We start from the raw sequence: 23,461 nt of genomic DNA, 5'->3' as shown, positions 1-23,461 counted from the left end.
CCAGGGCAGGCAGAATGTTACCCGCCTGCCGATTTCTCTTTTCCGTCCACCGGAAGCTGGCCAACCGGGCATTCAGCGACGCCGATCGTACCCCGGGTCATGGCTTCAACGTTTTCCTGTGCCTTTTGGGCGTCCATCACCCAGGTGCGGTAGAAGTCAAAAGGACAATCCGCCACGCCCTTGTCACCATCGCCGGAATTGTGAACCCCGGTGTAACCCCGGTGCAGCAGCTTGAACAGGTGATTCTGCGACTGGTCGTTCTGGCGGGCATCACGGATCTGGCTGACAGAAAGCTGGGCGTACTGAACCCCCATGTCTTCCTCGCCACACTCACCCAGGGTGCGGCCATCAAAGCCGATAATCGCGGAGTGGCCAAAGTAGGAATACACGCCGTCAAAGCCCGAGGCGTTGGCCACCGCTACATAGCAGTTATTGGCCCAGGCCATGCTTTTGGCCATCATCACTTGCTGCTCCTTGGCGGGGTACATATAGCCCTGGCAGCGGACAATGAGTTCGGCGCCTTTCATCGCGCAGTCGCGCCAGATTTCCGGGTAATTGCCGTCGTCACAGATGATCAGGCTGATCTTCATGCCCTTCGGGCCTTCGGTAACATAAGTGGTGTCACCGGGGTACCAGCCCTCAATTGGGCACCAGGGAATGCACTTGCGGTACTTCTGTACGATCTCACCTTCGTTATTGATCAGCACCAGTGTGTTGTACGGCGCTTTATTGGGGTGATCTTCATGGCGTTCACCGGTGAGGGAGAACACGCCCCAGGTATTGGCCTCGCGACAGGCAGCGGAGAAAATAGCGGTTTCGTCACCGGGGATCGTGGCGGCCGTCTCCATCATCTCGTCGTTGTCGTACATGATGCCCATGGTGCTGTATTCCGGGAACACCACCAGATCCATGCCCGGCAGGCCGATCTTCATGCCCTTGATCATGTCAGCGATCTTGCGGGCGTTATCCAGCACCTCGGCCCTGGTGTGCAGCCGGGGCATCTTGTAGTTCACCACCGCCACTCCGACGGTGTCGTCACTGCTGGAAATATCACCGTGTCTCATCACGTAACTCCTCGTTAAACCGCCAGATAACTTGCAATCTTGTCCTGATCCGCTTCTTCCCTACTCTCTTCGTGCACAATGGCGCCCTTCTCGATCACCAGGATCCGGTCCGCCGCGTCCATCACGAAACTCAATACCTGTTCAGACACCACAATCGACAGGCCCCGCTCATCCCGAATGCGACGCAGAGTCTGGGCAATGTCCTTGATAATGTTGGGCTGGATACCCTCGGTGGGTTCATCCAGCAACAGCACCTTGGGACGCGTTGCCAGAGCCCGGGCGATCGCCAGCTGTTGCTGCTGACCACCCGACAGGTTGCCACCCCGACGGTTCTGCATTTCCTTGAGCACCGGGAACAACTCGTACAGGTCCTCGGGAACCTTCTTCTCACCGACAGCAGCCAGACCGGTTTCAATGTTCTCCCGCACCGTCAGGGTCGGGAAAATCATGCGCCCCTGGGGTACGAACCCGATCCCGGCACGCACCCGCTGAAAACTCTTCAGGTTGGACAGGTTGGTGCCATCAAGGGTGACGTCACCACCTTTGGTGGGCGTCATACCCACCAGGGATTTCATCAGCGTGGTTTTACCCATACCGTTACGACCCACGACGGCGACAATTTCCTGCTTGGCCACGTCAAGATTCAGGTCATCGATGATGGTGCTTTGGCCATAGGCCACAGAATGATGTTTCACGTTCAGCATGATCAGTGCCCCAGGTAGACTTCGATGACTTTCGGATCCGACTTCACATGCTCGATGGACCCTTCCGAAAGAACCTTGCCCTGATGCATGACGGTGACCCGATCGGCAATATCGCCGACAAACTGCATGTCATGCTCAATCACCAGTACCGTATGATCCCGGGTGATCACCTTGAGCAACTCGGCGGTTTTCTTGCGCTCCGCCACGGACATGCCAGCCACCGGCTCGTCCAGCATCAGCAGGTCGGGTTTCTGGATCAGCAACATACCGATCTCCAGCCACTGCTTCTGTCCATGGCTCAACAGCGCTGCCGGTTCGTTCAGGGCATCGGTCAGGAAGATGGTCTCTGCCACTTCCTCAACCGCCTCAATAACCGCGGCATCACGTTTGAACGCCAGTGCCCCCATCACGCTGTGGCCCTGGGGGTAGGACACCTCAAGGTTTTCGAAAACCGTCAGGTCTTCGAAAACCGACGGGGTCTGGAATTTCCGGCCGACCCCCGAGTGAACAATCTGGTGCTCCTTGAGTTTGGTGAGCTCCTTGCCCGCAAACTTGATTGAGCCTGCCGTCGCTTTGGTCTTGCCGCAGATCAGGTCCAGAACGGTTGTTTTTCCAGCCCCGTTAGGGCCGATGATGACCCGGATTTCCTTTGGATCGAGATAGAAAGACAGGTCGTCCACGGCCTTGAATCCATCGAACGACACGGTCAGGCCCTCAACCGCCAACAGAAAATCCTTGCCTTTGCTCTTGGCTGCACTCATCACGATTTCTCCGGGCTATAAGAGTTGATCATCGGATCATAATCGTCGGCTTTCTCAGCATCCGGCTGTGCCGCTGCAGGCTTGGCCGCAGGTTCAGCCTCTGGCTTCTTACGCTTGAGCAGACGGTCCTCCAGGGGTATCACGTAACTCTGGTAAAGCCCTGCCAGACCATTCGGGAAAGCCAGCACCACACCGATAAACAGTGCACCCATGGCAAACGGCCAGAGTTCCGGGAAGGATTCGGAGAAGCCACTTTTGGCGGCGTTCACCAGCAAGGCACCGTAGACCGCTCCGAGAATGGACAACCGCCCGCCAAGCGCACAGAAGATAACCATCTCGATGGAGGCAACAATGCCGATGAACGACGGCGACATGAAGCCAACAATCAGGGTAAACATCGCGCCGCCGATACCGGCGAAGGCCGCAGCGAGGCAGAACACGAAGATCTTGAAGGCCGCCACGTCATAACCGGAAAAGCGCACCCGCATTTCCTGGGCATTCATGGCCACGAGAATGCGACCCAGCTTCCGGTTCTGGACCAGTCGCGCCACGAACAGGCACAGGAACAACATGCCAACACAGATGAAGTACAGGGTGGTTCGCGCCTCATCGGTACGGATGTCCCAGCCCATCAGGGTCTTCAGATCGGTAATGCCGTTTACCCCACCGGTGTAACCCTGTTGCCCGATGATCAGGATGGTCAGGATGGCGGCGATGGCCTGGGTGATGATGGCGAAGTACACGCCACCAACCCGGCGGGTGAACATCGCAAAACCGATCACAAACGCCAGCAGCATCGGCACACCGATAACGGCGATCAGGGTGAACGAGAAGCTGTGGAACGGCTCCCAGAACCAGGGCAGCTCGGTGAGCTGGTTCCAGTCCATGAAATCCGGAATGCCCGGTGTGGACTGGATTGCCGTGGCCTCCGGCGTGGAGGCCTCCAGCTTCAGGAACATCGCCATGCAGTAGCCGCCCAGACCAAAGAACACACCCTGGCCAAGGCTGAGGATACCCGCTTTACCCCAGCACATTACGAGGCCGATGGCGACGAAGGCGTAAGTCAGATATTTGCCCACCATGTTCAGCCGGAACGGATCCAGAGCCAACGGCAGGATAATCACCAGCAGGAAAGCCAGTGCCAGGTAATACAGCCCCTCTCGGGAGCCAAACCACTTCAGGGGGGATGAACTTTTCATGACAGTCTCCTAGCGACGGACCTTGAGGGCCATGAGTCCTTCCGGACGCAGCATCAGAATGCCGACGACGACCAGCAGGGTGAGTACCTTGGCCATGGAACCACTGAGGAAGAACTCCATGGTGGACTGAGCCTGGGAAATACCGAAGGCGGAGATAATGGTGCCGATCAGGCTTTGCGCGCCGCCGAAGACCACCACCAGGAAGGTATCGACGATGTAGGCCTGGCCGGATGATGGCCCGGTAGAACCGATCATGGTGAACGCTGCGCCAGCAATACCGGCGATGCCACAACCAAGAGCAAAGGTAGCCCGGTCAATACCGGCGCTGTTGATACCAACGGCTTCGGCCATGGGCCGGTTCTGAACCACGGCACGGACTTTCTTGCCGTAGCCGGAGCGGTACATCAGTAGGTAGACGCCAACCGCGATGGAAAGCGCGATAATCATTACGAACAGACCGTTGATTGGCAGTTCCACGAGGTCGGTCACGCTGATCGCCCCGATCATCCATTCCGGCAGCTCAACACCCACTTCCCGGGCGCCAAAGATAGAGCGATACGCCTGCTGCATGATCAGACTCAAACCCCAGGTTGCCAGCAGGGTGTCCAGTGGCCGGTGGTACAGATGCCGTATCATGAGCCACTCGACCAACGCCCCGAGTGCGGCACACACAATAAACGCCAGGACCATGGCGATAAGAAAATACCCGCCGAACAATCCCGGCAAGTAACTCTGAAAGAAACCCGATGTCAGGTAGGTGGTGTAGGCTCCGAGGATCATGAACTCCCCGTGGGCCATGTTGATCACCCCCATCTGACCGAAAATGATGGCCAGGCCCATTGCCATCAGTACGAACACTGAAAACAGGGAGAGCCCGGCAAATCCCTGCATGGCAAATATCGACATCAATTCACTGCTGGTGTAGCCATCGAACATGACCCTTCTCCCCTTCAAACCAACATGCTTTGCGTTATGGAGGCGATGAAAGCCGGCGCACTGGGGCGCCGGCCATTCAGTCTTACTGGTAACCCTCCGGGAACGGGTCCGGCTCCATCAGCTCTTCCGTTTCGTAGACAACTTTGTATTGTCCGTCGAGCTGCGCCTGGCCAATTCGTGTCTTGGACCAGAGGTGATGGTTCTCGTGAATGCGCACATAACCTTCTGGCGCCTTGTTGAACTCGATACCGGCAAACTCTTTGCGGATTTCGTCAATATCGAAGGAGCCGGCTTTTTCAACAGCCGCCTTCCACAACCAGGGACCAAGGTAAGCCGCTTGGGTAACGTCACCGATCACCATGTCGTCGCCGTAGGCTTCCTTGAAGGCCGCAACAAACTCTTTGTTGTTGGGGTTATCAAGACTCTGGAAGTACTTCATGGAGGCGTAGATGCCTTCCACGTTCTCACCACCGATACCACGGATTTCGTCTTCGGTTACCGAGATGGTCAGCAGCAGAGGCTTCTCATCGGTGAAATCAACACCGGCCGCTTTCATTTGCTTGTAGAAAGCAACGTTGGATCCGCCCACAACCGAGGCGAAGATCACGTCGGGCTTTTTCAGCTTGATCTTGTTGATAACGGAGTTGAACTGGGTGTGGCCAAGCGGGTAGTACTCTTCACCCACTACTTTCAGGCCCAGTTTGTCGATGTGCTTGCGGGCAATCTTGTTGGAGGTACGCGGCCAGATGTAGTCCGAGCCGAGCAGATAGAATGTCTTTGCGCCTTTTGCTTCAACAGCCCAGTCAATACCCGCGAGAATCTGCTGGGTAGCTTCCTGGCCGGTGTAAACCACGTTGGGAGACTGCTCGAGTCCCTCATAGAACGTGGGGTAATACAGCATGCCGTTGTACTGCTCGATGACCGGCAGGATGGCTTTGCGTGAGGCCGAGGTCCAGGCTCCAAAGATGGCTGCCACATTGTCCTGGCGCAAAAGCTTGCGCGACTTTTCAGCAAATGTCGGCCAGTCACTGGCACCGTCTTCCTGGACGAATTCAATCTGACGCCCCAGAACCCCGCCCGAGGCGTTGATCTGATCAATGGCGAGCTTCTCCGCCTGAACAGAACCAATCTCACTGAGCGCCATGGTGCCGGTGATGGAGTGCAGTATACCAACGGTGACGGTGTCATCCGTTACCGCCAGGCCGGTAGTGTTGACCTCAGCGGTGGCCGGTGTCGCCCCGTGTGCGGAAGTGGCCAGCATGACGGACGCCGCCAATGTCATCAGGCTTTTTCGAAATCCAGTTCCCTTGCCAAATGGCCGCCCTCTGGCGGCTATATCTGTGGTACCCATGGTGATTCCTCGCATTGTTTGAAGTCCGGATCCGCGCTTCCCTTCGAAAGCACAGTGCCCACGACAATCATTCTGCTCGGCCCCCTCAAGGGTGCCCATTCGGCATTCACCCCAGCGCACTACGTCATTTGACGCATTCCGATACCGGGCAACACAGGCTAAAACGCAGGTGCACGAATCAGGTGTGACCGCATTTCCCGGTGCAACAGGCTATGGCACGAAACTTGATATGATTTTCAGTTCCAACACGCCGAACCAAAGAATCGCACCAAGACCGGGCAATTCCCCGGGTTAGACAGGCAAGGCAACAATGGCCGCAAAACAGAATATTTTTCGGGTTCGGCGCCGCTACAACCAATGGGTCGCCAACCAGACGCTGGAAGACTATGCTCTGCGCTTTACTGCCAAGAGCGCCCGGCGCTGGTCTGCTTCCCGGGTCAGCAACACGGCCCTGGGGGCAATCTCGTTCCTGGCCATGGAGGCCATTGGCGGTTCCATTACCCTGCACTACGGCTTTGATAACGCGGTGGCCGCTATCCTGGCGGTCAGCCTGGTGATCTTCCTCACCGCGATTCCGATCAGCTACTACGCCGCGCGCTATGGCGTGGACATTGATCTGCTCACCCGGGGTGCCGGCTTTGGCTACATCGGTTCAACCATTACTTCGCTGATCTATGCCTCGTTCACATTCATCTTTTTCGCCATCGAAGCCGCGATCATGGCCATGGCCCTGGAGATGCTGTTTGATATCCCTCTGGTACTCGGTTACCTGATCTGTGCGGTGGTGATCATTCCCCTGGTCACTCACGGCATTACCACCATCAGTCGGTTTCAGGTCTGGACCCAGCCTGTGTGGCTTCTGCTGCAGCTGGCACCTTTCGTGTTCATCATTTATGCCGACGCGTCGTCCATCAGTGACTGGACCCGGTTCGAGGGTGTCGGTCTCAGCGCCGGTCAGGGGCTCAACGTGGTGATGTTCGGCGCCGCTGCTGCGGTGGTGTTCTCACTGATTGCCCAGATCGGCGAGCAGGTCGATTTTCTGCGCTTTATTCCCGAACCCCGGAACGAGGCAGAGCGAAAACGGTGGTGGCTGGCGGTCATGTCCGGTGGTCCGGGCTGGATCGTGGTTGGGACCTTGAAAATTCTGGCAGGCTCCTTTCTGGCAGTCCTTGCGCTGAATCAGGGCGTGTCGGCAAGTGAAGCGGCTGACCCCACCCAGATGTACCTGGTGGCGTTCAGCTACATTACGCACTCCCCGGAAATATCCCTGGCGATGGCCGGTATCTTCGTCATCCTGTGCCAGCTCAAGATCAACGTCACCAACGCCTACGCCGGCTCTATTGCCTGGTCCAACTTCTTCTCGCGGCTGACCCACAGCCATCCCGGTCGCGTGGTCTGGCTGTTCTTCAACGTGGCAATTGCCCTGTTGGTGATGGAGCTGGGGGTCTACCGGGCGCTGGAGGAAACCCTCGGGTTCTATGGCATCATCGCCATTGCCTGGGTTGGGGCTCTGGTGGCCGATCTTGTGATCAACAAGCCGCTCGGGCTCAGCCCCAGGCATATAGAGTTCAAGCGAGCCCATCTGTATGACATCAACCCGGTAGGCGTCGGTGCCATGCTTGCCGCCTCCGTGGTAGGCATCGTTTGCCACACCGGCACCCTGGGTGAGTATGCCCAGGCGCTGTCCCACTTCATTGCGCTGGGGGTAGCACTGCTGACAGCCCCCCTGATCGCCTGGAAAACCGGCGGTCGGTTCTATACCGCCCGCCCCTTTGTTCCCCTGGCAACCGACCATCAGCTGGTTCAGTGCACAATCTGCGAGTACAAGCTCGAACCGGAAGACGTGACCACCTGCCCGGCGTACGACGGCATCATCTGTTCCCTGTGCTGCTCGCTGGACGCCCGGTGTGGTGATTCGTGCAAACCTGGTGCCGGTTATCAGGCACAGCTCCAGCAATTTCTGGGCAAGCTGATTCCCCAAAATATACTGAGCCGCCTGCATTCCCGTCTTGGTCATTTCCTGACTTTGCTGGTCCTGATCAATGGTCTGTCCGGCCTGCTGCTGTCTCTGATCCACTACAAGACACCCGTGGCCTCGGCGCCCGAAGCACTGCTGCTGTCTGTCACTCTGTGGAAAGTATTCTTCATTCTGCTGATCGTTACCGGCGTGATCTGCTGGCTGTTTGTGCTGGCTCATGAAAGCCGGGTCGTCGCCGAGGAAGAATCCCAGCGTCAGACCCGCCTGTTGACGGAAGAGATCCTGGCGCACGAACGAACCGACCAGGCGCTGCAGCAGGCCAAGGAACAGGCGGAAGCGGCCAATGGTGCGAAGAGTCGTTATCTGACCGGAATCAGCCACGAACTCCGGTCACCGCTCAATGCCATTCTCGGCTATGCCCAGCTCATGGAGAACGATGACTCTATCCCCGACAACCGCAAAGAAGCCCTGGGTGTCATCCGCCGCAGTGGTGAATATCTCGCCGACCTGATTGAGGGCCTGCTGGATATCTCGAAAATCGAAGCCGGCCGGCTCGACCTGCACCGGGATCAGGTGCGCATCGGTTTGCTGATGGAGCAGCTGGTTACCATGTTCCGGCTGCAGGCCGAAGAGAAAGGACTGGCCTTTGATTACCATTGTCCGAACCCGTTGCCGGAAATGGTAACCACCGATGAAAAACGGCTGCGCCAGATTCTGATAAACCTGCTCTCCAACGCTATTAAATACACCGACAAGGGCGGAGTAGCCCTGACCCTGCGTTATCGCAGCCAGGTCGCAGAATTCACCGTGCAGGACACCGGCGAAGGCATCGCCGACGAAAACATGGAGCGCATCTTCCGTCCCTTCGAACGGATCCGTCTGCCGGGACAGAGCCGGGTTGGCACCGGCCTGGGCCTGACCATCACCCGACTGCTGACCGAAATCATGGGAGGCGATATCTCCGTGGACAGCGAAGCTGGCCGCGGCAGCACGTTCAAAGTCAGCCTGATGTTATCCAGCCTGCACAGCGCCAGCCCTCATTCAATCTCGGCACCGGCACGCCAGATTTATGGGTATCAGGGTACCCGTCGAAAAATCCTTCTGGTGGATGATGACACCTCTCATCGTCAGGTCATCCGCGCCATGCTGTCTCCGCTGGGTTTCGAAATTTTCGATACCGGCAATGCGCTCAAGGTTGTGGACGTCGTTGAGGCCAAACGACCGGATCTGGTCTTGCTGGACGTTTCGATGCCCGGTCTAACAGGCTGGGAGGTCCTGGAACAGCTACGGGCAGACAAACGTACGATGCCGGTGGTCATGGTGTCCGCCGATGCCAATGAAGGCCAGCACTCGGCGGACTCCACTCGCCTGCATGATGGCTACATCATCAAGCCGGTGCGCCTGAACCTGCTACTGGACACCATCGCCCGGGTGCTGGCGCTGGAGTGGCGATTCGAAAAGAGTGCCGAGCCGCTGGCGGCCATCCCGGTATCGGACACCGGCGATCTGCCGCTTCCGGCCATGGCTCATCGTGAGTCATTGGCGAATCTCGCCCGCATTGGTCACCGCAAGGGATTGCATGAACTGCTCCACGATCTGAGGCATCGGGGAGAAGCGACAGAACGCTTTACCGACGAACTGACTCAACTCACCAACGATTTCCAGTTCGGGAAAATCCTGGAACTCCTTGAGGTAGCTGAACATGAAGCTTCAAAATGACCGGAAAACGGTCGTGATGGTCGTGGATGACGCGGTCGACTCCATTCGAATGATTAACGATGCCCTGGAAGAGGCTGGCATGACCGTGTTGGTAGCGCTTGAAGGCCATCAGGCACTGACCATCAGCCAGAACATCACCCCCGATGTGGTGCTGATGGATGCCCTGATGCCGAACATGGACGGATTCGAAACCTGCCGACGTCTGAAGGAGAATCCGGCGTTTGCGGATATACCCATCATCTTCATGACCGGGCTGAGCGACACAGAACACGTCGTGATGGGCCTCAATGCCGGTGGTGTGGACTATGTGACCAAACCCATCAACACCACCGAACTGCTCGCCCGGATGGACGTGCACCTGACCAACGCACGAATGACCCGCAGTGCCCGCAGCGCTCTGGACACGGCCGGACAGAATCTGTTCGCCGTCGACCGGGGAGGCAATCTGCTCTGGGGAACACCCCGTGTCTGTCAGTTTCTGCCTGATACCGCGCACCCGGAGTTTTCAGAGGTCCGAGGCCGGCTTGAGGAGTGGCTGGGACATCAACCGGAACCGGGGCACAGTATGCCAATGGACATTATGGGCACGGCCCGATCGGTAGAGTACCTGGCGCTTGTGGATGACCGGGAATACCTTCTGCGGCTGAAAACCCCCCAGAACCAGAACAACGCAACAGCAGCACTGCGGGAACGGTTCGACCTGACCATCAGAGAATCTGACGTGCTACTGTGGATTGCCAATGGCAAAACTAACCGGGAAATCGGTCAGATACTGGACATGAGCCCACGAACCGTCAACAAGCACCTGGAACAGATCTTCCGGAAAATGAGCGTGGAAAACCGGACCGCGGCGGCGGCAAGTGCGATTCGGCTGCTGGCCATACAATGAGGGTGTCCGGGCACTTCTGAGCTAATATCCTGTCCATCGGGTTAGCCTTTCCCGGAAACAGGAAATACCATGAAAATAACAGCAAAGTCCCTGATATTGCTGGCGTTCGTCAGCCTCTCCGGCCCCCTGACGGCGGCGCAACCATCAACGCTGACACCGTTTTCCACAATGCAGTCCCTGAACGACGGCTGGGAACCACTGGAATTCCCTAAAATTGACCAGCTCACCCGTTATACCCTGGTAACAGAAGATGGCCGGCAACGGATGAAGGCGACTACCGAGGGTGGTGCCTCCGGCCTGATAGCCCGGGTAAGTCTGCAACCGTCGGATTCACTGATACTCCAGTGGCGCTGGAAGATTTCCAACGTTTTTGAACACGGAGATGCCCGTCAGAAATCAGGTGACGACTACGCTGCCAGAATCTATGTCGCATTCGAATTCCAACCCGAGAAAGCCGGCTTTTTCGAACGCGCCAAACGGAAAACAGTTGAGGTGCTGTCTGGCGAAACCCTCCCGGGCAATGCCCTTAACTACATCTGGGCCAACCGTCTTGCCGAAGGGGAGATCGTAGCCAATCCCTACACGGATAAAACCATGATGATCGCCGTTAGTTCCGGTTCAGAGCGTGTTGGAGAATGGGTCTCTGTGGAACGGGATATCATGGCAGACTATCGCACAGCCTTTGGCGAGGAGCCGCCACCGGTGGTGGGTATTGCCATCATGTCGGATTCGGACAATACCGGTGAGAAGGCCACGGCCTGGTATGGGGATATCCATCTGAAACCCGGGCTCTGAAGCGCCGCACTGGCTATCGGTACTGCTCCGGAAAGCCCGGGATAACGTAGCCCTCCTTCAGCTTCCGGACCGGTGGAACCTCACCGGTCTCTGCCAGGCGGATATAGGCATCGTCAAACGCTTCCCGAACAATGGCGGCACGCGGATTGGCCAGAGAAAAGAGCCAGGCCAGATTTCTGGAACGCACTTCAGACTCGCGAATCATACTGTCAGCCGGCACTTCCAGCGTGTCCATGACCGGTTGCCGATAGTCGAGCAGATAATCACCCCGCCCCCGCTTCAGCATATCCAGGGCCGAGCGATGATTGGGCGCTTCCGTGACGCGAATGGAATCCTTGCTCTCCAGCCAATACAGCAAACCGCCATAGGTATAGCCCCCGATAACGATGACGGTCTTGTTCAGAAGTTTGTCGAAGTGATCCAAAGGCTGTGTACCCGCCAGATACCACGCACTTAACTGCGCGGGAAGTGGACTCGCCCAGCTTTCCAGAACCTCACCATCAAGGGCCGGAATATTGGTCAAACCCGGCCAGACATCAACCTTCCCGTTGGTGAGATATAGATAGGCACGACTCACCGGCAGATAGACAAACTCCGGTTCGTAACCCGCCTCAACAGCAACCTTCCTGGTAAACTCGATAAACATTCCTGCCGGCTTACCATCGGGGGTTTGATAGGTAATCGGCGGAAACTCGACGTAGGCCACGCGAAGCGGGTTGCCGGGAACACCACCATGGGCATGGGCTCCCATGGCCAGCAGAGTGACAGCCAGCAAAAACCGGCGCATGAAGAACGAAAACCCGGTAAATGGCAGATAAAATAAACAGATCGGGCAGTGGCTGTGCATAAAGTCTGGGTGTTTGGCCTTGTTTAGAGAAAGGTTAACAGACCCAGCCAAATCTGCACGGACGCTGCCCTAAAAAATGGGGACTCGTCGTCAGATATGGTTCATCACCATGTACAGACCGACACCCCCCATTACCAGCATGTACGGAAACGCCATGATAACCATCTTCCCGTAGGACAGCCGAACCAGTGGCGCGATGGCAGAGGTCAGCAGGAACAGAAAAGCCGCCTGGCCATTCGGGGTCGCCACACTCGGAAGATTGGTACCGGTATTGATGGCCACCGCCAGCTGCTGAAAATGCTCATAGCTGATCGCGCCCGCATCCAGGGCCTGCTTCACCTCACTGATATACACCGTAGCCACGAACACATTGTCACTGATCATCGACAGCACACCATTGGCGATAAAAAACATGCCTGGCTGACGCGCTTCCGGTAGCGACAAAACGTAGTCAATAATAGGCTTGAACAGGTGCTGTTCGTGAATCACTGCAACCACCGCGAAGAACACCACCAGCAGGGAAGTAAACGGCAGGGACTCCTGGAAGGCTTTACCAATCTGATGCTCATCGGTCACACCGGTAAATGAGGTAATCAGGATGATGACCAGCAAACCAATCAGGCCAACCTCGGCCAGATGGAACGCCAGACCAATAACAAGGATCGCTGCAGCAACCCCCTGAACCCAAAGCGCTGCCTGATCCGCCTTGGTGCGCTTGGTCCGCTCGTTCTCGGCAAACTCTTCCAGCACACGGCGCACAGGCTTGGGTAAGCGTCCGCCGTAACCAAACCAACGCAGTTTCTCCAGAGCCCAGCAGGTAAACAGTCCCGCTGCCAGTACCGGCAGACTCACCGGCGCCATGTGCAGGAAGAAATCGGCGAAATCCCAGCCTACCACCTTGGCAATCAACAGGTTTTGCGGTTCACCCACCATGGTGGCTACACCACCCAGAGCCGTCCCGATTGCACCGTGCATCAGCAGACTGCGCAGGAAGGCCCGGAAGTTTTCCAGATCTTCGCGGTGCAATTCGATGACTTCATCATCACTACCGGCGTTGTGATCCTTGTGCTGGTATCCCTTGCCCGAGGCCACCTTGTGGTAAACCGAATAAAAACCCACTGCGACGCTGATGATCACCGCTGTGACCGTCAGAGCATCCAGGAATGCCGAGAGAATCGCCGCCGCAACACAAAACAGCAAGGACAAGGCAGACTTGGAACGCACGCCCACCAGAATCTGGGTAAAGGTCACCAGCAACAGTTCTTTCATGAAGTAGATGCCTGCGACCATGAACATCAGCAGCAGAATAACCGGGAAGTTGGTGAGCACCTCAAGGTATACGGCATCGGGCGTGGTCAACCCGATGAGCAAGGACTCCACGGCGAGCAGACCTCCCGGCAACAAGGGATAACACTTCAGCGCCATGGCGAGGGTAAAGATAAACTCGGCAATCAGCAGCCAGCCAGCCGTTCCCGGTCCCAATGTCCACATGACAATCGGATTGGCGACAAGAAACAACAGAATAACCTGCTTGTACCAGATGGGCGCCTTGCCCAGAAAATTGTGGGTAAAGCCGGAGATGACGGTAGTGGGCATTGCGACAGTCTTCTGAAAAAACGGGTTATTGGAATGGTGTGGCAGAAGGCTCGCATCTTCCTTGATATTAACGTTGCGCGGTAGGGTCCAAAGGTACGTTTTCAGACCTTACTTGGTCGCAATAACAATAGGAGGACAAGAAGAGTTCAGCCACCACGGCGCTTTTACTAGCGTTACTGGATGAGCATAACCACAGCGACTGTATTTTAACCGATTCCAGAGGAAATAAGGTCACTTTGGTTAAAAAACCGCAATCTTTGCACCCGCAAAGCGTGGACCATCAAAATAATGATAATGCGAGTCGTTTGCGTTATTATTTTGCTTGAAGATTCACGCACGTGAAAACCACCCCATCAACAGGAAACCCAGCATACGGGATGACCGTCTCAGGCCGACAACTCCAACAGAGCAGAATTGATCAGGTCCTGAAACACATCCACGGGAACCTGGACAAACCCCTGGCCGTTACCAGTCTGGCAAAGATCGGTGGATGGTCCCGTTGGCAGTTCAATCGGGTGTTTTCCTTCGAAACCGGGCAATCAGCGAGCCAATACGTGAGAGGTCTCCGGTTGAGTCTGGCAGCCGAAATGCTGTTGTTCACCGACCAACGGATCATTGATATCGGACTTGCCTGCGGCTTCGGGTCAGATATCAGCTTCAGCCGAAGTTTCAAACAGCACTTTGGCTGCCCACCCGCTCAATACCGCCGGCGCGGGCTTCCTTGTCTGCTGACAACGCCTCTGTGTCTTGATCCCGAGCTTCTGCCAGACAGGTCTCTTCGTGCCAGAGTCCCTGGCATTCGCCTGGATTCAAAACCGGCATTTTCGGTTACCGGCAGGTCCGATAAAGTGCAGGGGCTGTTTTCACCCAGCCCGGATTTTGAGCGTAAGGTACCGGAGCTGTGGAGGTCGGTTTCGAGGGCCGGTGCCCTTGCCGACGAATGCCCGAGCTTTGGGGTTCTGGATCTGTCCCAGGGACCAGGTTCCGGGTTTTCCTACCTCGCCGGCGTTGAATCCGCCAACGCGCCAGCCGGCCAGGCCCTGGAAACCCTGTCAGTACCTGCCCAGAACTACGTTGTCATTTCTTTCCAGGGACCCATGACCTCCCTGTCTGACATCCTGAAATGGTTCTTCAGCGCCTGGCTGCCCTACGCCGGCTGTAAAGCGATCTACGGATACGATCTGGAAGTCTACCCGCCTGGCTTTGATCCCCGGGCACCGGAGGTTGCCATGGAATACTGGCTTCCGGTCACTCTCAACAAGCCATTAATTTTGCGGCATGCACCAATCGGTTAAGTCCTGCCTAACAATTTAAATATAATGGTAATGATTCGCATTTAATTACTTCATGTTGTTACAGGATCCGATCATGCCCGCTTCCCTGATCAAACCCTCTTTGCTGACTGTGGCCGTCAGCCTGGCTGTCAGCCAGATGGCCGTTGCCGATACCAATGAGCCGATGGAACTCGACGAAATGACGGTATACGGGGAAACTTACCGTAATACCGCGACCAAAACGGCTCTGGAGCCCGAAGAAACTCCACAGAGCATTTCAGTTCTGGACCAGCAGGCCCTGGACATGCGGGATGCGGATTCGGTTGCTACGGCGCTGCGCTACAGCCCTGGTGTCAACACCGAACTGCGCGGCGGCGCCGTTGGCCGACTGGACCTGTTCAGTATCCGTGGTTTCCTCAATTACCAGAATTACTACGATGGCCTGCAACTGCTGTTTAACGACTGGAACCTGCAACCCCAGATCGATCTGAAAGCCGTTGAACAGGTTGAAGTGTTTCGGGGTCCGACCTCCACACTCTATGGGGCAATGCCTCCCGGCGGTATGGTCAACCTTATTGGCAAGCAACCCGCCACGGACAGCTTCAACAAGATCGAGATGTCTGCTGGCACCCGCAATCTGACCGAAGCCTCGGTTGAGAGCCGCGGTCAGCTGGGCGACTCCAACCTGTCCTACAGCCTGGTCGGCCTGACCCGAAGCCGCGATGGCCAGGCGGAAACGTCCGGAGAGGAACGCCACATGATTGCGCCCTCGGTGGATTGGCAGGTGACCGAAGACACCCTGGTCAATTTCAACCTTTACTACCAGAAGGATCCGGAAGCAGGCATCTACACCAGTCTGCCCGCCTCCGGCCTGTTCCTGCCCAATGCCAATGGTGAGCTATCTCGGGACGCTTTTTCCGGCGACGCCAACTGGAACGAGTTCGACAAAGAAGTACTGCTGGCGGGGTACAAGATCAACCACAACATCAATGACAACTGGACGTTTCTGCAGAACTTCCGGTACACCGATGCCGAAGCATTCCAGACCAATACCTATGGAACAGGGTTGGCAGCGGATGGCCGGACACTCTCCCGCGCGGCGTATCTGACCGACGAAGCCACAACAGGCTTTACTGTAGACAACCAGTTTTCCGGCCGTTTCCAGACCGGTCAGGCCCGGCACAATATTCTGGTCGGTGTGGATTATCTCAGCCTTGACTCGGACGTCATCTATGAGGACACCTCATACTACGATGCCAGCGGTACCTATTTCGGTGGCGCGCCCAGCATTGATCTCTTCAACCCTGACTACTATCAGATCTCACTCAACACCATCGACATCACCGATACCCTGTACTCATCGGACTTCAACATCCGGAAGAAACAACTGGGGATCTACCTCCAGGATCAGATCGAGCTGAACCGCTTCGTCTTCATCGGCGGCGTACGCTGGGATGACTTTACCGGTGAGGAAACGGGGCTGAAATACGGCAGTAACGTCGATACCCGACTGGAGCAGGACAATGTCTCCACCCGCGCCGGAGTCATGTATCGGGGTGCCAACGGCATTTCTCCCTATATCAACTACGCAGAAAGTTTCGAGCCACAAACCGGTAGCGACCGGAACGGTAACGAATTTGACCCGTCTGCAGGTAACCAGTGGGAGCTGGGTGTTAAATACCAGTCACAGGACCGCCGCACCTCCGCAAACCTCGCATACTTCCGGATCACCAAGGATAACGTACCCACCCGAGATCCGGACGGCACAGCCTACGACCAGATTCAGGCCGGGGAAGTGCGGTCCCAGGGTATTGAGCTCGAGGCCCAGGCGCAACCTATGGATAGCCTGCTGATGACCATGAGCTATACCCTGCAGGATGTGGAAGTCACCAAGGACAACAACGGTCTTCAGGGACAGACACCGGTCTGGGTTCCGGAGCATCTGTTGTCGGTCTGGGCTGACTACGGCTTCTACGACGGTCCACTGGATGGTCTGGTTGCCGGGATCGGTGCCCGCTATATCGGTGAATCCGAGTACGACGCCACAACCAACGAAGGCCACGTGCCTGATGCGACCCTGGTCGACATTGCGCTTCGCTATAGCCTGGGGCAGCTGTCTCACAGCCTGCGAGGCACCGAATTGGGGCTGTCAGTCAATAACCTGACAAACGAGCGTTACTTCAGCTGCTACGACAGTTCCAACTGCTGGTTTGGCGAGGAACGGACGCTTGAGGCATCGGTTTCCTACACCTTCTGAGGGTGTGCAAAGGAACCATCCACGAATCATGAAAAAGGAGTCGCCGCCTGTGAAAACCTTGCAGACCATTGTTGCCATCGAACAACCTTCACTGCTGTTGAATCGACTGTGCAAACATTTTCGTCACAAGGTACCAGCAGAGTGGGATGAACATCAGGGCCGGGTCGAGTTCAAACCCGGCCTGTGTTTGCTGACTGCGGAGGGTAACCGGTTACACATCTTACTCGAAGCAGAAACGGATTCGGCCCTGGAGTCCCTGAAAATGATTCTGGACATTCATATCCAGCGCATGGCCAGGAAAGAGGAGTTGGAGCTGACCTGGGAATCAGCTCCAACCTAGCAGCGGTCAGGTGGAATTGCGCATCAGATCCAGGATGAGTCGCCGAACACATTCTCTGGAATGAACATCCAGGCAGGAAAAATCCTGAGCGTGCAGATGGTGTTTTTTCAGGAGCCGGGACAGGCAGTCGGCATCTAGGGTGATGGATATTTTCCGGTTCCGGACATCCTCGTTCCAGTCAACGCTGGATGCCTGCAGCACGTGTCCCGGATCTGATCGTCTGACCGCCATGCCCATGCCACCTCCTGTCAGTGCAATACCCGGCCGCAGGCTTCGCCTGCCACTTTGAAAGGTATTCCTGGCCAGTTCAGGTAGTCCGAATAGAATTCCGCATGCCTGGCGCAATCCAACAGTACATCAACACACTCATGCAGCCCGCAACAGGAGTCTCCGCTCTGCATCGGCCGCCCGACGAGAAGAGCATCAACCGCTTTCGCAATCACTTGCTCAGCGACCTCCCTGTTCGCCCTATCAGACAACAGACGGGATACCAGAATGGCCGAGAGCGTCAGCTCTATGTGCATACAGCTCTCGTCATCCTGCAGTGGCAAACAGGCAAGGTCGAACGCACTCCCCGCCAGCGAGATCGCCTCTCGCCATTTTTCCTGATTACTGGATGTTGCCGCTTTCTCCATCCAGACCAGCCATAACTCCTTGCGATCTGCCAGCGGCAATTGAGAGAAATGACGACGATGATTGAGGCACAGAAAATTCACAGCATTCTCCTTTTGCTTTTACTCAAATGATAATAATTATCATTTGAGTAAAGTTCAAGGATCAGCCTGCGTTTATGACCATACCTTCATCCAACCACCGGCAGGCAGCTCAGCTCAGGTGCTGCGCATGGAATCGCAGATGCTCATCAATGAAGCTGGCAATGAAATAATAGCTGTGGTCATAGCCCTCATGCCGACGAAGCTCCAGAGAATACCCACTGACGGCCGCTGCGGCCTCAAGTGATTCCGGTTTCAGTTGCTCCTCGAGGAAGTTGTCAGCCGCCCCCTGATCGACAAGCGTTGGGACCGATGCCTGAGCCGCTGCCATTAACACACTGGCGTCGTATTGTGCCCAGTTCTCCGTATCGTCTCCCAGATAGGCCGAAAACGCTTTCTGCCCCCACGGGCAATTGAGCGGATTGCTGATCGGGCTGAATGCCGACACCGACCGGAACCGGTCAGGATTGCGCAGTGACACTATCAGGGCGCCGTGGCCACCCATGGAATGCCCGGATATCGCTCGTTGATCGCTGACCGGAAACACCGATTCGATCAGCTCTGGCAGCTCCTCCAGCACATAGTCGTACATCCGGTAGTGCCGGTTCCAGGGACTCTGCGTGGCGTTGACATAAAAACCGGCACCCTGCCCCAGATCGTAGCTTTCGTCGTTCGGTACGTCGGCGCCACGGGGGCTGGTATCCGGGGCCACAATCGCAAGACCAAGTTCGGCAGCCAGCCGGTGGGCGCCGGCTTTTTGCATGAAATTCTCATCGGTGCAGGTCAACCCGGACAGCCAGTACAGCACAGGGACCTTCTGCCCATTGGCCACCTGAGGCGGGAGGTATATCGCAAAGCGCATGGTGCAGCCGAGTGTCCGGGATTGGTGACTGTATTGCTTGTGCCAGCCGCCAAAACTCCGGTTACTGCTCAGGTTTTCAACCGTCATGGAACTCTCCGTCAACGCCGGAGCCCACCCGGTCGGGGCGGGCTCCGGCGATGGATCACTTGTCGAAATGGATAACGCTACGAATGCTCTTGCCCTCGTGCATCAATTCAAACGCCTCATTGATCTTTTCCAGACCCATGGTATGGGTGATGAAATCATTGAGTTTGAATTCCCCCTGAAGGTAACGCTCAACGATACCGGGTAATTCAGAACGGCCTTTAACGCCACCAAACGCAGAGCCTTTCCAGACCCGGCCGGTGACCAGCTGGAATGGACGCGTGGAGATTTCCTGACCGGCCCCGGCCACACCAATGACGATCGATTCGCCCCACCCCTTGTGGCAACATTCCAACGCAGAACGCATAACGTCGACGTTACCGATGCACTCAAAGGAGTAATCCACACCGCCATCCGTCAGTTCCACAATGACTTCCTGAATCGGTTTGTCATAGTCTTTCGGATTGATGCAATCGGTCGCGCCCAATTGGCGCGCCAGGTCGAATTTGCTCTCGTTGATGTCGATACCGATGATGCGACCGGCTTTGGCCATGGTGGCGCCAATAATCGCCGACAGTCCGATCCCGCCAAGACCAAAGATGGCCACGGTAGCGCCCGCCTCCACTTTGGCAGTATTCATCACGGCACCCATGCCGGTGGTCACACCGCAACCAAGCAGGCACACTTCTTCCAGCGGGGCATCCTTATTGACCTTCGCCAGGGAGATCTCAGGAAGAACAGTATACTCGGAGAAGGTAGAGCAGCCCATGTAGTGATAAATCGGCTGACCATCCTTGAAGAACCGCGTGGTGCCGTCCGGCATCAGGCCCTTGCCCTGGGTTTCCCGGATTCTGCCACAGAGGTTGGTCTTGCCAGACAGACAGAATTTGCACTCTCCGCATTCGGGCGTGTAGAGCGGAATCACGTGATCGCCAACCTCAACGCTGGTGACGCCCTCACCGATGGCCGTCACAATACCGCCACCCTCATGACCCAGAATCGCCGGGAAAATGCCTTCAGGGTCGTCACCTGAAAGCGTAAAGGCGTCTGTGTGGCAGACACCGGAGGCAACAACACGTACCAGAACCTCACCCGCTTTGGGCGGCATGACGTCCACTTCTTCGATGGACAAGGGTTGGCCAGGTCCCCAGGCAATAGCCGCTTTGGATTTGATCATCTCAGTCATAACAGTCTCGACGGGGTCGGTTCATGAAGGGCGGGCAACCGCCCAAGGATACGCCCATTGTAATTGCTTTCTCGTTGGTGATAATCAAGCTAACTGTCAATTCACTTTTTCTGTATGGCAACAATGAACCGAGCAAAGCAATCCGCACATTCTTGGGAAGGGGTATCAGAATTCGTTGCCGTCCTGGAAACCGGGGGATTTACCAGTGCGGCCAGGCGTCTTGGCATTTCCACGGCCCAGGTCAGCCGGCAAGTCAGCACCCTGGAAAGCCGACTCGGGATCAAACTGTTCTACCGGACTACCCGGCGGGTTTCAGCAACCGAGGCCGGTCAGCTCTATTACCAGCACTGCCGACAGGTTCTGGATGCCCTGGAAGAAGCGGAACGCTCGGTAACCAGTATGCAGCTCGCACCGAAGGGCAAGCTCCGGCTGACAGCCCCGGTGACGTACGGAGAAACGAACATCGCCCCGCTGGTGAACGACTTTGTTCTTCAGTATCCGGAACTCGAGGTGGAGATGAGGCTGACTAACCAGAAACTGGATCTGGTGGCCGAAGGCTTTGATCTGGCAATTCGCCTGGGAACCCTGGAGGACTCCAGCATGATGGCCAGACGCCTGGCCTCCCGGGCTTTGTACGTGTGCGCATCGCCAAGGTATCTCTCGGCACACGGAACACCGCACTCGTTATCGGAACTGGATCGGCACAACTGCCTGATGGGTAACCTGGATTATTGGCGCTTTCAGGATCAGGGCAGAACCCGGAATATCCGGATCCGGGGTTCCATCCGCTGCGACAGCGGCAGAGCGCTGCTGGATGCGGCCCTGAAAGGGCTGGGTATTGTACAGCTCCCGGACTATTACGTTCAGCAGGCCCTGGATGAAGGCTTGCTGATCCCCCTGCTCAATCACTACCGTGAAGATGAGGACGGCATCTGGGCGGTCTACCCACACAACCGCCATCTGTCGACCAAGGTCCGGATGCTGCTGGACTTCCTGACCGAATCCCTGGTCTGAGGGATTCCACCGTTGTGTGGAAGTCTTCGGTGGATCACTCCACCGTCACGCTCTTGGCCAGGTTCCGCGGCTGATCCACATCGGTACCCTTCAACACGGCAACGTGATACGACAACAACTGCAAGGGCACGGTGTAGACAATCGGGGCAGTAATCGGATGCACTGAAGGTATCGGCATGACGTGCAGACTCTCTTCCGGTTTCACGCCGGCTTCCTTATCGGCAAACACAAATAACTCACCGCCCCGGGCCCGGACCTCTTCCAGGTTGGACTTGAGCTTCTCAACCAGGTCGTTGTTCGGCGCTACGGTAACCACAGGCATTTCACTGTCGACCAGGGCCAGTGGGCCATGCTTGAGCTCGCCTGCCGGGTAAGCTTCGGCGTGAATGTAAGAGATTTCCTTCAGCTTCAGGGCACCTTCCAGGGCTACCGGGAACTGGGAGCCCCGGCCAAGGAACAGGCTGTGGTTCTTGTCCATGAACGCCTTGGACAACTCGGCAATCTCGCCATCCAGGGCCAGCACATCACTGACCTGTCCGGGCAACAGATGAATGGCCTCAATAATGTCGGCTTCCTTCTCCTCCGACAAACCGTTGTGACGGGCCAGGGCAAGGGTGAAAATCAGCAACGCCGTCAGTTGGGTGGTGAAGGCCTTGGTAGAGGCCACGCCGATTTCCGGACCGGCCTGCGTCATGATGACCAGGTCGGATTCGCGGACCAGCGAACTGCCGGGTACGTTACAGATGGCCAGTGCCGCCCGGAAACCGGCCTGCTTGGCCTGACGAAGCGCGGCCAGGGTATCCGCGGTTTCGCCGGATTGGGAGATGCACAGGAACAGCGTATCCTGCTGGATAACGTGCTTGCGGTATCGGAACTCGGAGGCCACTTCCACCGAGCAGGCCACGCCCGCAAGCTCTTCGATCCAGTAACGCGCCACCATGCCGGCATGGTAACTGGTGCCACAGGCAATGATCTGAACGTGGCGAACGTTCTCCAGCAGGTTAGCCGCTTCGGTACCGAGAGCCTGCTCCAGTACCCGGGTTTTGGTCACCCGTCCTTCCATGGTGGCCTTGATCACTTTGGGCTGCTCATAGATTTCTTTGAGCATGAAATGCCGGTATTCGCCCTTGTCGGCAGAGTCCGCACCATGCTCAAAACGCGTGACTTCACGTTCCACAGCCTGGCCTTCACGGTCCAGGATGGTCATACCATCCTTTCGGATATCGGCAATGTCCCCTTCTTCCAGGAACATGAAACGGTCTGTGACCGGCAAAAGCGCCAGCTGATCTGAGGCGATGAAATTCTCACCGATACCCACACCGATCACCAGTGGACTGCCTTCCCGGCACACCACCAGATGGTCCGGTTCTTCAGCGTGTACCACTGCCAGTGCATAGGCACCTCGAAGCCGTGAAATGGAAGCTCTCACGGAATCATGAAGGTTGCCCAGAGTGCGGTAGTTCTTTTCTATCAGGTGCGCGACCACTTCGGTGTCGGTCTGCGAGGTAAATTCAAAGCCGTCGGCCCGGAGTTCTTCCCGGAGTTCCTGATAGTTTTCAATAATTCCGTTGTGAACAATGGCCAGGTGCTCGCCCGACATATGTGGATGGGCGTTGATCTGGGATGGCTCGCCATGGGTGGCCCAGCGGGTATGGGCAATGCCCAGGTGACCGGTCTGCGGATTCGCTTTCATGGCCTCTGCCAGTGAGGCCACCTTGCCCACTTCCCGGGCTCGCTGAACCCCTTTGGCACCACCGATCACAGCCATGCCGGCGGAGTCGTAACCCCGGTATTCCAGGCGGCGCAGACCCTCAAGTAGGATACCCTGAACGTCCCGTTCCGAAACCGCACCTACAATTCCACACATGCTGTTTTACCTGTCTGTTAATCGT

General features: G+C 56.6%; 20 protein-coding genes. 7 read left to right on the top strand and 13 right to left on the bottom strand.

Features of this window, described 5'->3' with window-relative positions:
* Positions 1 to 17 precede the first annotated feature (17 nt).
* The 6 genes from KO499_RS04190 to urtA form a co-directional block, all read right to left on the bottom strand.
* Positions 18 to 1,064, bottom strand: a complete 1,047-nt coding sequence (locus tag KO499_RS04190; RefSeq protein WP_215982453.1) for an aliphatic amidase — start codon at positions 1,062 to 1,064, stop codon at positions 18 to 20.
* Positions 1,065 to 1,078: 14 nt separating this feature from the next.
* Complete coding sequence (gene urtE, locus KO499_RS04185; RefSeq protein WP_215982452.1) at positions 1,079 to 1,768, bottom strand: urea ABC transporter ATP-binding subunit UrtE; 690 nt, start codon at positions 1,766 to 1,768, stop codon at positions 1,079 to 1,081.
* A 2-nt stretch (positions 1,769 to 1,770) separates the two neighbouring features.
* Complete coding sequence (gene urtD, locus KO499_RS04180) at positions 1,771 to 2,529, bottom strand: urea ABC transporter ATP-binding protein UrtD (RefSeq protein ID WP_215982451.1); 759 nt, start codon at positions 2,527 to 2,529, stop codon at positions 1,771 to 1,773.
* A complete protein-coding gene (gene urtC, locus KO499_RS04175; protein WP_215982450.1) occupies positions 2,529 to 3,728 on the bottom strand; it encodes an urea ABC transporter permease subunit UrtC in 1,200 nt (399 codons plus the stop codon). Before urtC ends, urtD begins: the two co-directional genes overlap by 1 nt.
* Positions 3,729 to 3,737: 9 nt before the next feature.
* A complete protein-coding gene (urtB, locus tag KO499_RS04170; RefSeq protein WP_215982449.1) occupies positions 3,738 to 4,664 on the bottom strand; it encodes an urea ABC transporter permease subunit UrtB in 927 nt (308 codons plus the stop codon).
* An 82-nt stretch (positions 4,665 to 4,746) separates the two neighbouring features.
* Entirely contained in the window at positions 4,747 to 5,925 is a 1,179-nt protein-coding gene (gene urtA, locus KO499_RS04165; RefSeq protein ID WP_228339805.1) for an urea ABC transporter substrate-binding protein, read from the bottom strand.
* A gap of 400 nt (positions 5,926 to 6,325) precedes the next feature.
* Here urtA and KO499_RS04160 point away from each other — a divergent pair, with 400 nt between their 5' ends.
* From KO499_RS04160 to KO499_RS04150, 3 genes are all read left to right on the top strand, one after another.
* Positions 6,326 to 9,712 (top strand): ATP-binding protein, encoded by a 3,387-nt coding sequence (locus KO499_RS04160; protein ID WP_215982448.1) that lies wholly within the window; start codon positions 6,326 to 6,328, stop codon positions 9,710 to 9,712.
* Positions 9,696 to 10,601: a DNA-binding response regulator gene (locus KO499_RS04155; protein ID WP_215982447.1), complete on the top strand. Its 906-nt coding sequence runs from the start codon at positions 9,696 to 9,698 to the stop codon at positions 10,599 to 10,601. Before KO499_RS04160 ends, KO499_RS04155 begins: the two co-directional genes overlap by 17 nt.
* 168 nt (positions 10,602 to 10,769) lie before the next feature.
* The gene (locus tag KO499_RS04150) at positions 10,770 to 11,396 is read left to right on the top strand and encodes a DUF3047 domain-containing protein (protein ID WP_416240384.1); all 627 of its coding nucleotides are present in this window, start codon (positions 10,770 to 10,772) and stop codon (positions 11,394 to 11,396) included.
* Positions 11,397 to 11,409: 13 nt separating this feature from the next.
* Here the strand turns inward: KO499_RS04150 and KO499_RS04145 are convergent, their stop codons facing one another.
* Entirely contained in the window at positions 11,410 to 12,183 is a 774-nt protein-coding gene (locus KO499_RS04145; RefSeq protein WP_215982445.1) for a substrate-binding periplasmic protein, read from the bottom strand.
* A 150-nt stretch (positions 12,184 to 12,333) separates the two neighbouring features.
* Positions 12,334 to 13,839, bottom strand: coding sequence for a sodium/proton antiporter NhaB (gene nhaB / locus KO499_RS04140; protein ID WP_215982444.1), 1,506 nt, complete (start codon positions 13,837 to 13,839; stop codon positions 12,334 to 12,336).
* Positions 13,840 to 14,216: 377 nt separating this feature from the next.
* On the opposite strand from nhaB, the gene KO499_RS04135 reads away from it, so the two are divergent.
* From KO499_RS04135 to KO499_RS04125, 3 genes are all read left to right on the top strand, one after another.
* The gene (locus KO499_RS04135) at positions 14,217 to 15,134 is read left to right on the top strand and encodes a helix-turn-helix domain-containing protein (protein WP_215982443.1); all 918 of its coding nucleotides are present in this window, start codon (positions 14,217 to 14,219) and stop codon (positions 15,132 to 15,134) included.
* Positions 15,135 to 15,207: 73 nt separating this feature from the next.
* A complete protein-coding gene (locus KO499_RS04130) occupies positions 15,208 to 17,370 on the top strand; it encodes a TonB-dependent siderophore receptor (RefSeq protein WP_215982442.1) in 2,163 nt (720 codons plus the stop codon).
* A gap of 28 nt (positions 17,371 to 17,398) precedes the next feature.
* Positions 17,399 to 17,710: a DUF2218 domain-containing protein gene (locus tag KO499_RS04125; RefSeq protein WP_215982441.1), complete on the top strand. Its 312-nt coding sequence runs from the start codon at positions 17,399 to 17,401 to the stop codon at positions 17,708 to 17,710.
* A 6-nt stretch (positions 17,711 to 17,716) separates the two neighbouring features.
* Here the strand turns inward: KO499_RS04125 and KO499_RS04120 are convergent, their stop codons facing one another.
* From KO499_RS04120 to KO499_RS04105, 4 genes are all read right to left on the bottom strand, one after another.
* Entirely contained in the window at positions 17,717 to 17,941 is a 225-nt protein-coding gene (locus tag KO499_RS04120; protein ID WP_215982440.1) for a hypothetical protein, read from the bottom strand.
* Positions 17,942 to 17,958: 17 nt separating this feature from the next.
* Positions 17,959 to 18,426 (bottom strand): hypothetical protein, encoded by a 468-nt coding sequence (locus KO499_RS04115; protein ID WP_215982439.1) that lies wholly within the window; start codon positions 18,424 to 18,426, stop codon positions 17,959 to 17,961.
* A gap of 109 nt (positions 18,427 to 18,535) precedes the next feature.
* Positions 18,536 to 19,372, bottom strand: coding sequence for an S-formylglutathione hydrolase (gene fghA / locus KO499_RS04110; RefSeq protein ID WP_215982438.1), 837 nt, complete (start codon positions 19,370 to 19,372; stop codon positions 18,536 to 18,538).
* Between the two features lie 55 nt (positions 19,373 to 19,427).
* Entirely contained in the window at positions 19,428 to 20,546 is a 1,119-nt protein-coding gene (locus KO499_RS04105) for an S-(hydroxymethyl)glutathione dehydrogenase/class III alcohol dehydrogenase (RefSeq protein WP_228339803.1), read from the bottom strand.
* 132 nt (positions 20,547 to 20,678) lie between these two features.
* Here KO499_RS04105 and KO499_RS04100 point away from each other — a divergent pair, with 132 nt between their 5' ends.
* Positions 20,679 to 21,569, top strand: coding sequence for a LysR substrate-binding domain-containing protein (locus KO499_RS04100; protein ID WP_215982437.1), 891 nt, complete (start codon positions 20,679 to 20,681; stop codon positions 21,567 to 21,569).
* Positions 21,570 to 21,603: 34 nt separating this feature from the next.
* On the opposite strand, the gene glmS is transcribed toward KO499_RS04100, so the two are convergent.
* Positions 21,604 to 23,436, bottom strand: a complete 1,833-nt coding sequence (gene glmS, locus KO499_RS04095; RefSeq protein ID WP_215982436.1) for a glutamine--fructose-6-phosphate transaminase (isomerizing) — start codon at positions 23,434 to 23,436, stop codon at positions 21,604 to 21,606.
* Between the last annotated feature and the right edge of the window lie 25 nt (positions 23,437 to 23,461).

The sequence above is a fragment of the Marinobacter sp. F3R08 genome, from assembly GCF_018860425.1.
In the GTDB taxonomy this organism is placed as follows: domain Bacteria; phylum Pseudomonadota; class Gammaproteobacteria; order Pseudomonadales; family Oleiphilaceae; genus Marinobacter.
Note: the sequence above shows the minus strand (reverse complement) of the source record. Positions and strands in the feature narration are given on the sequence as shown.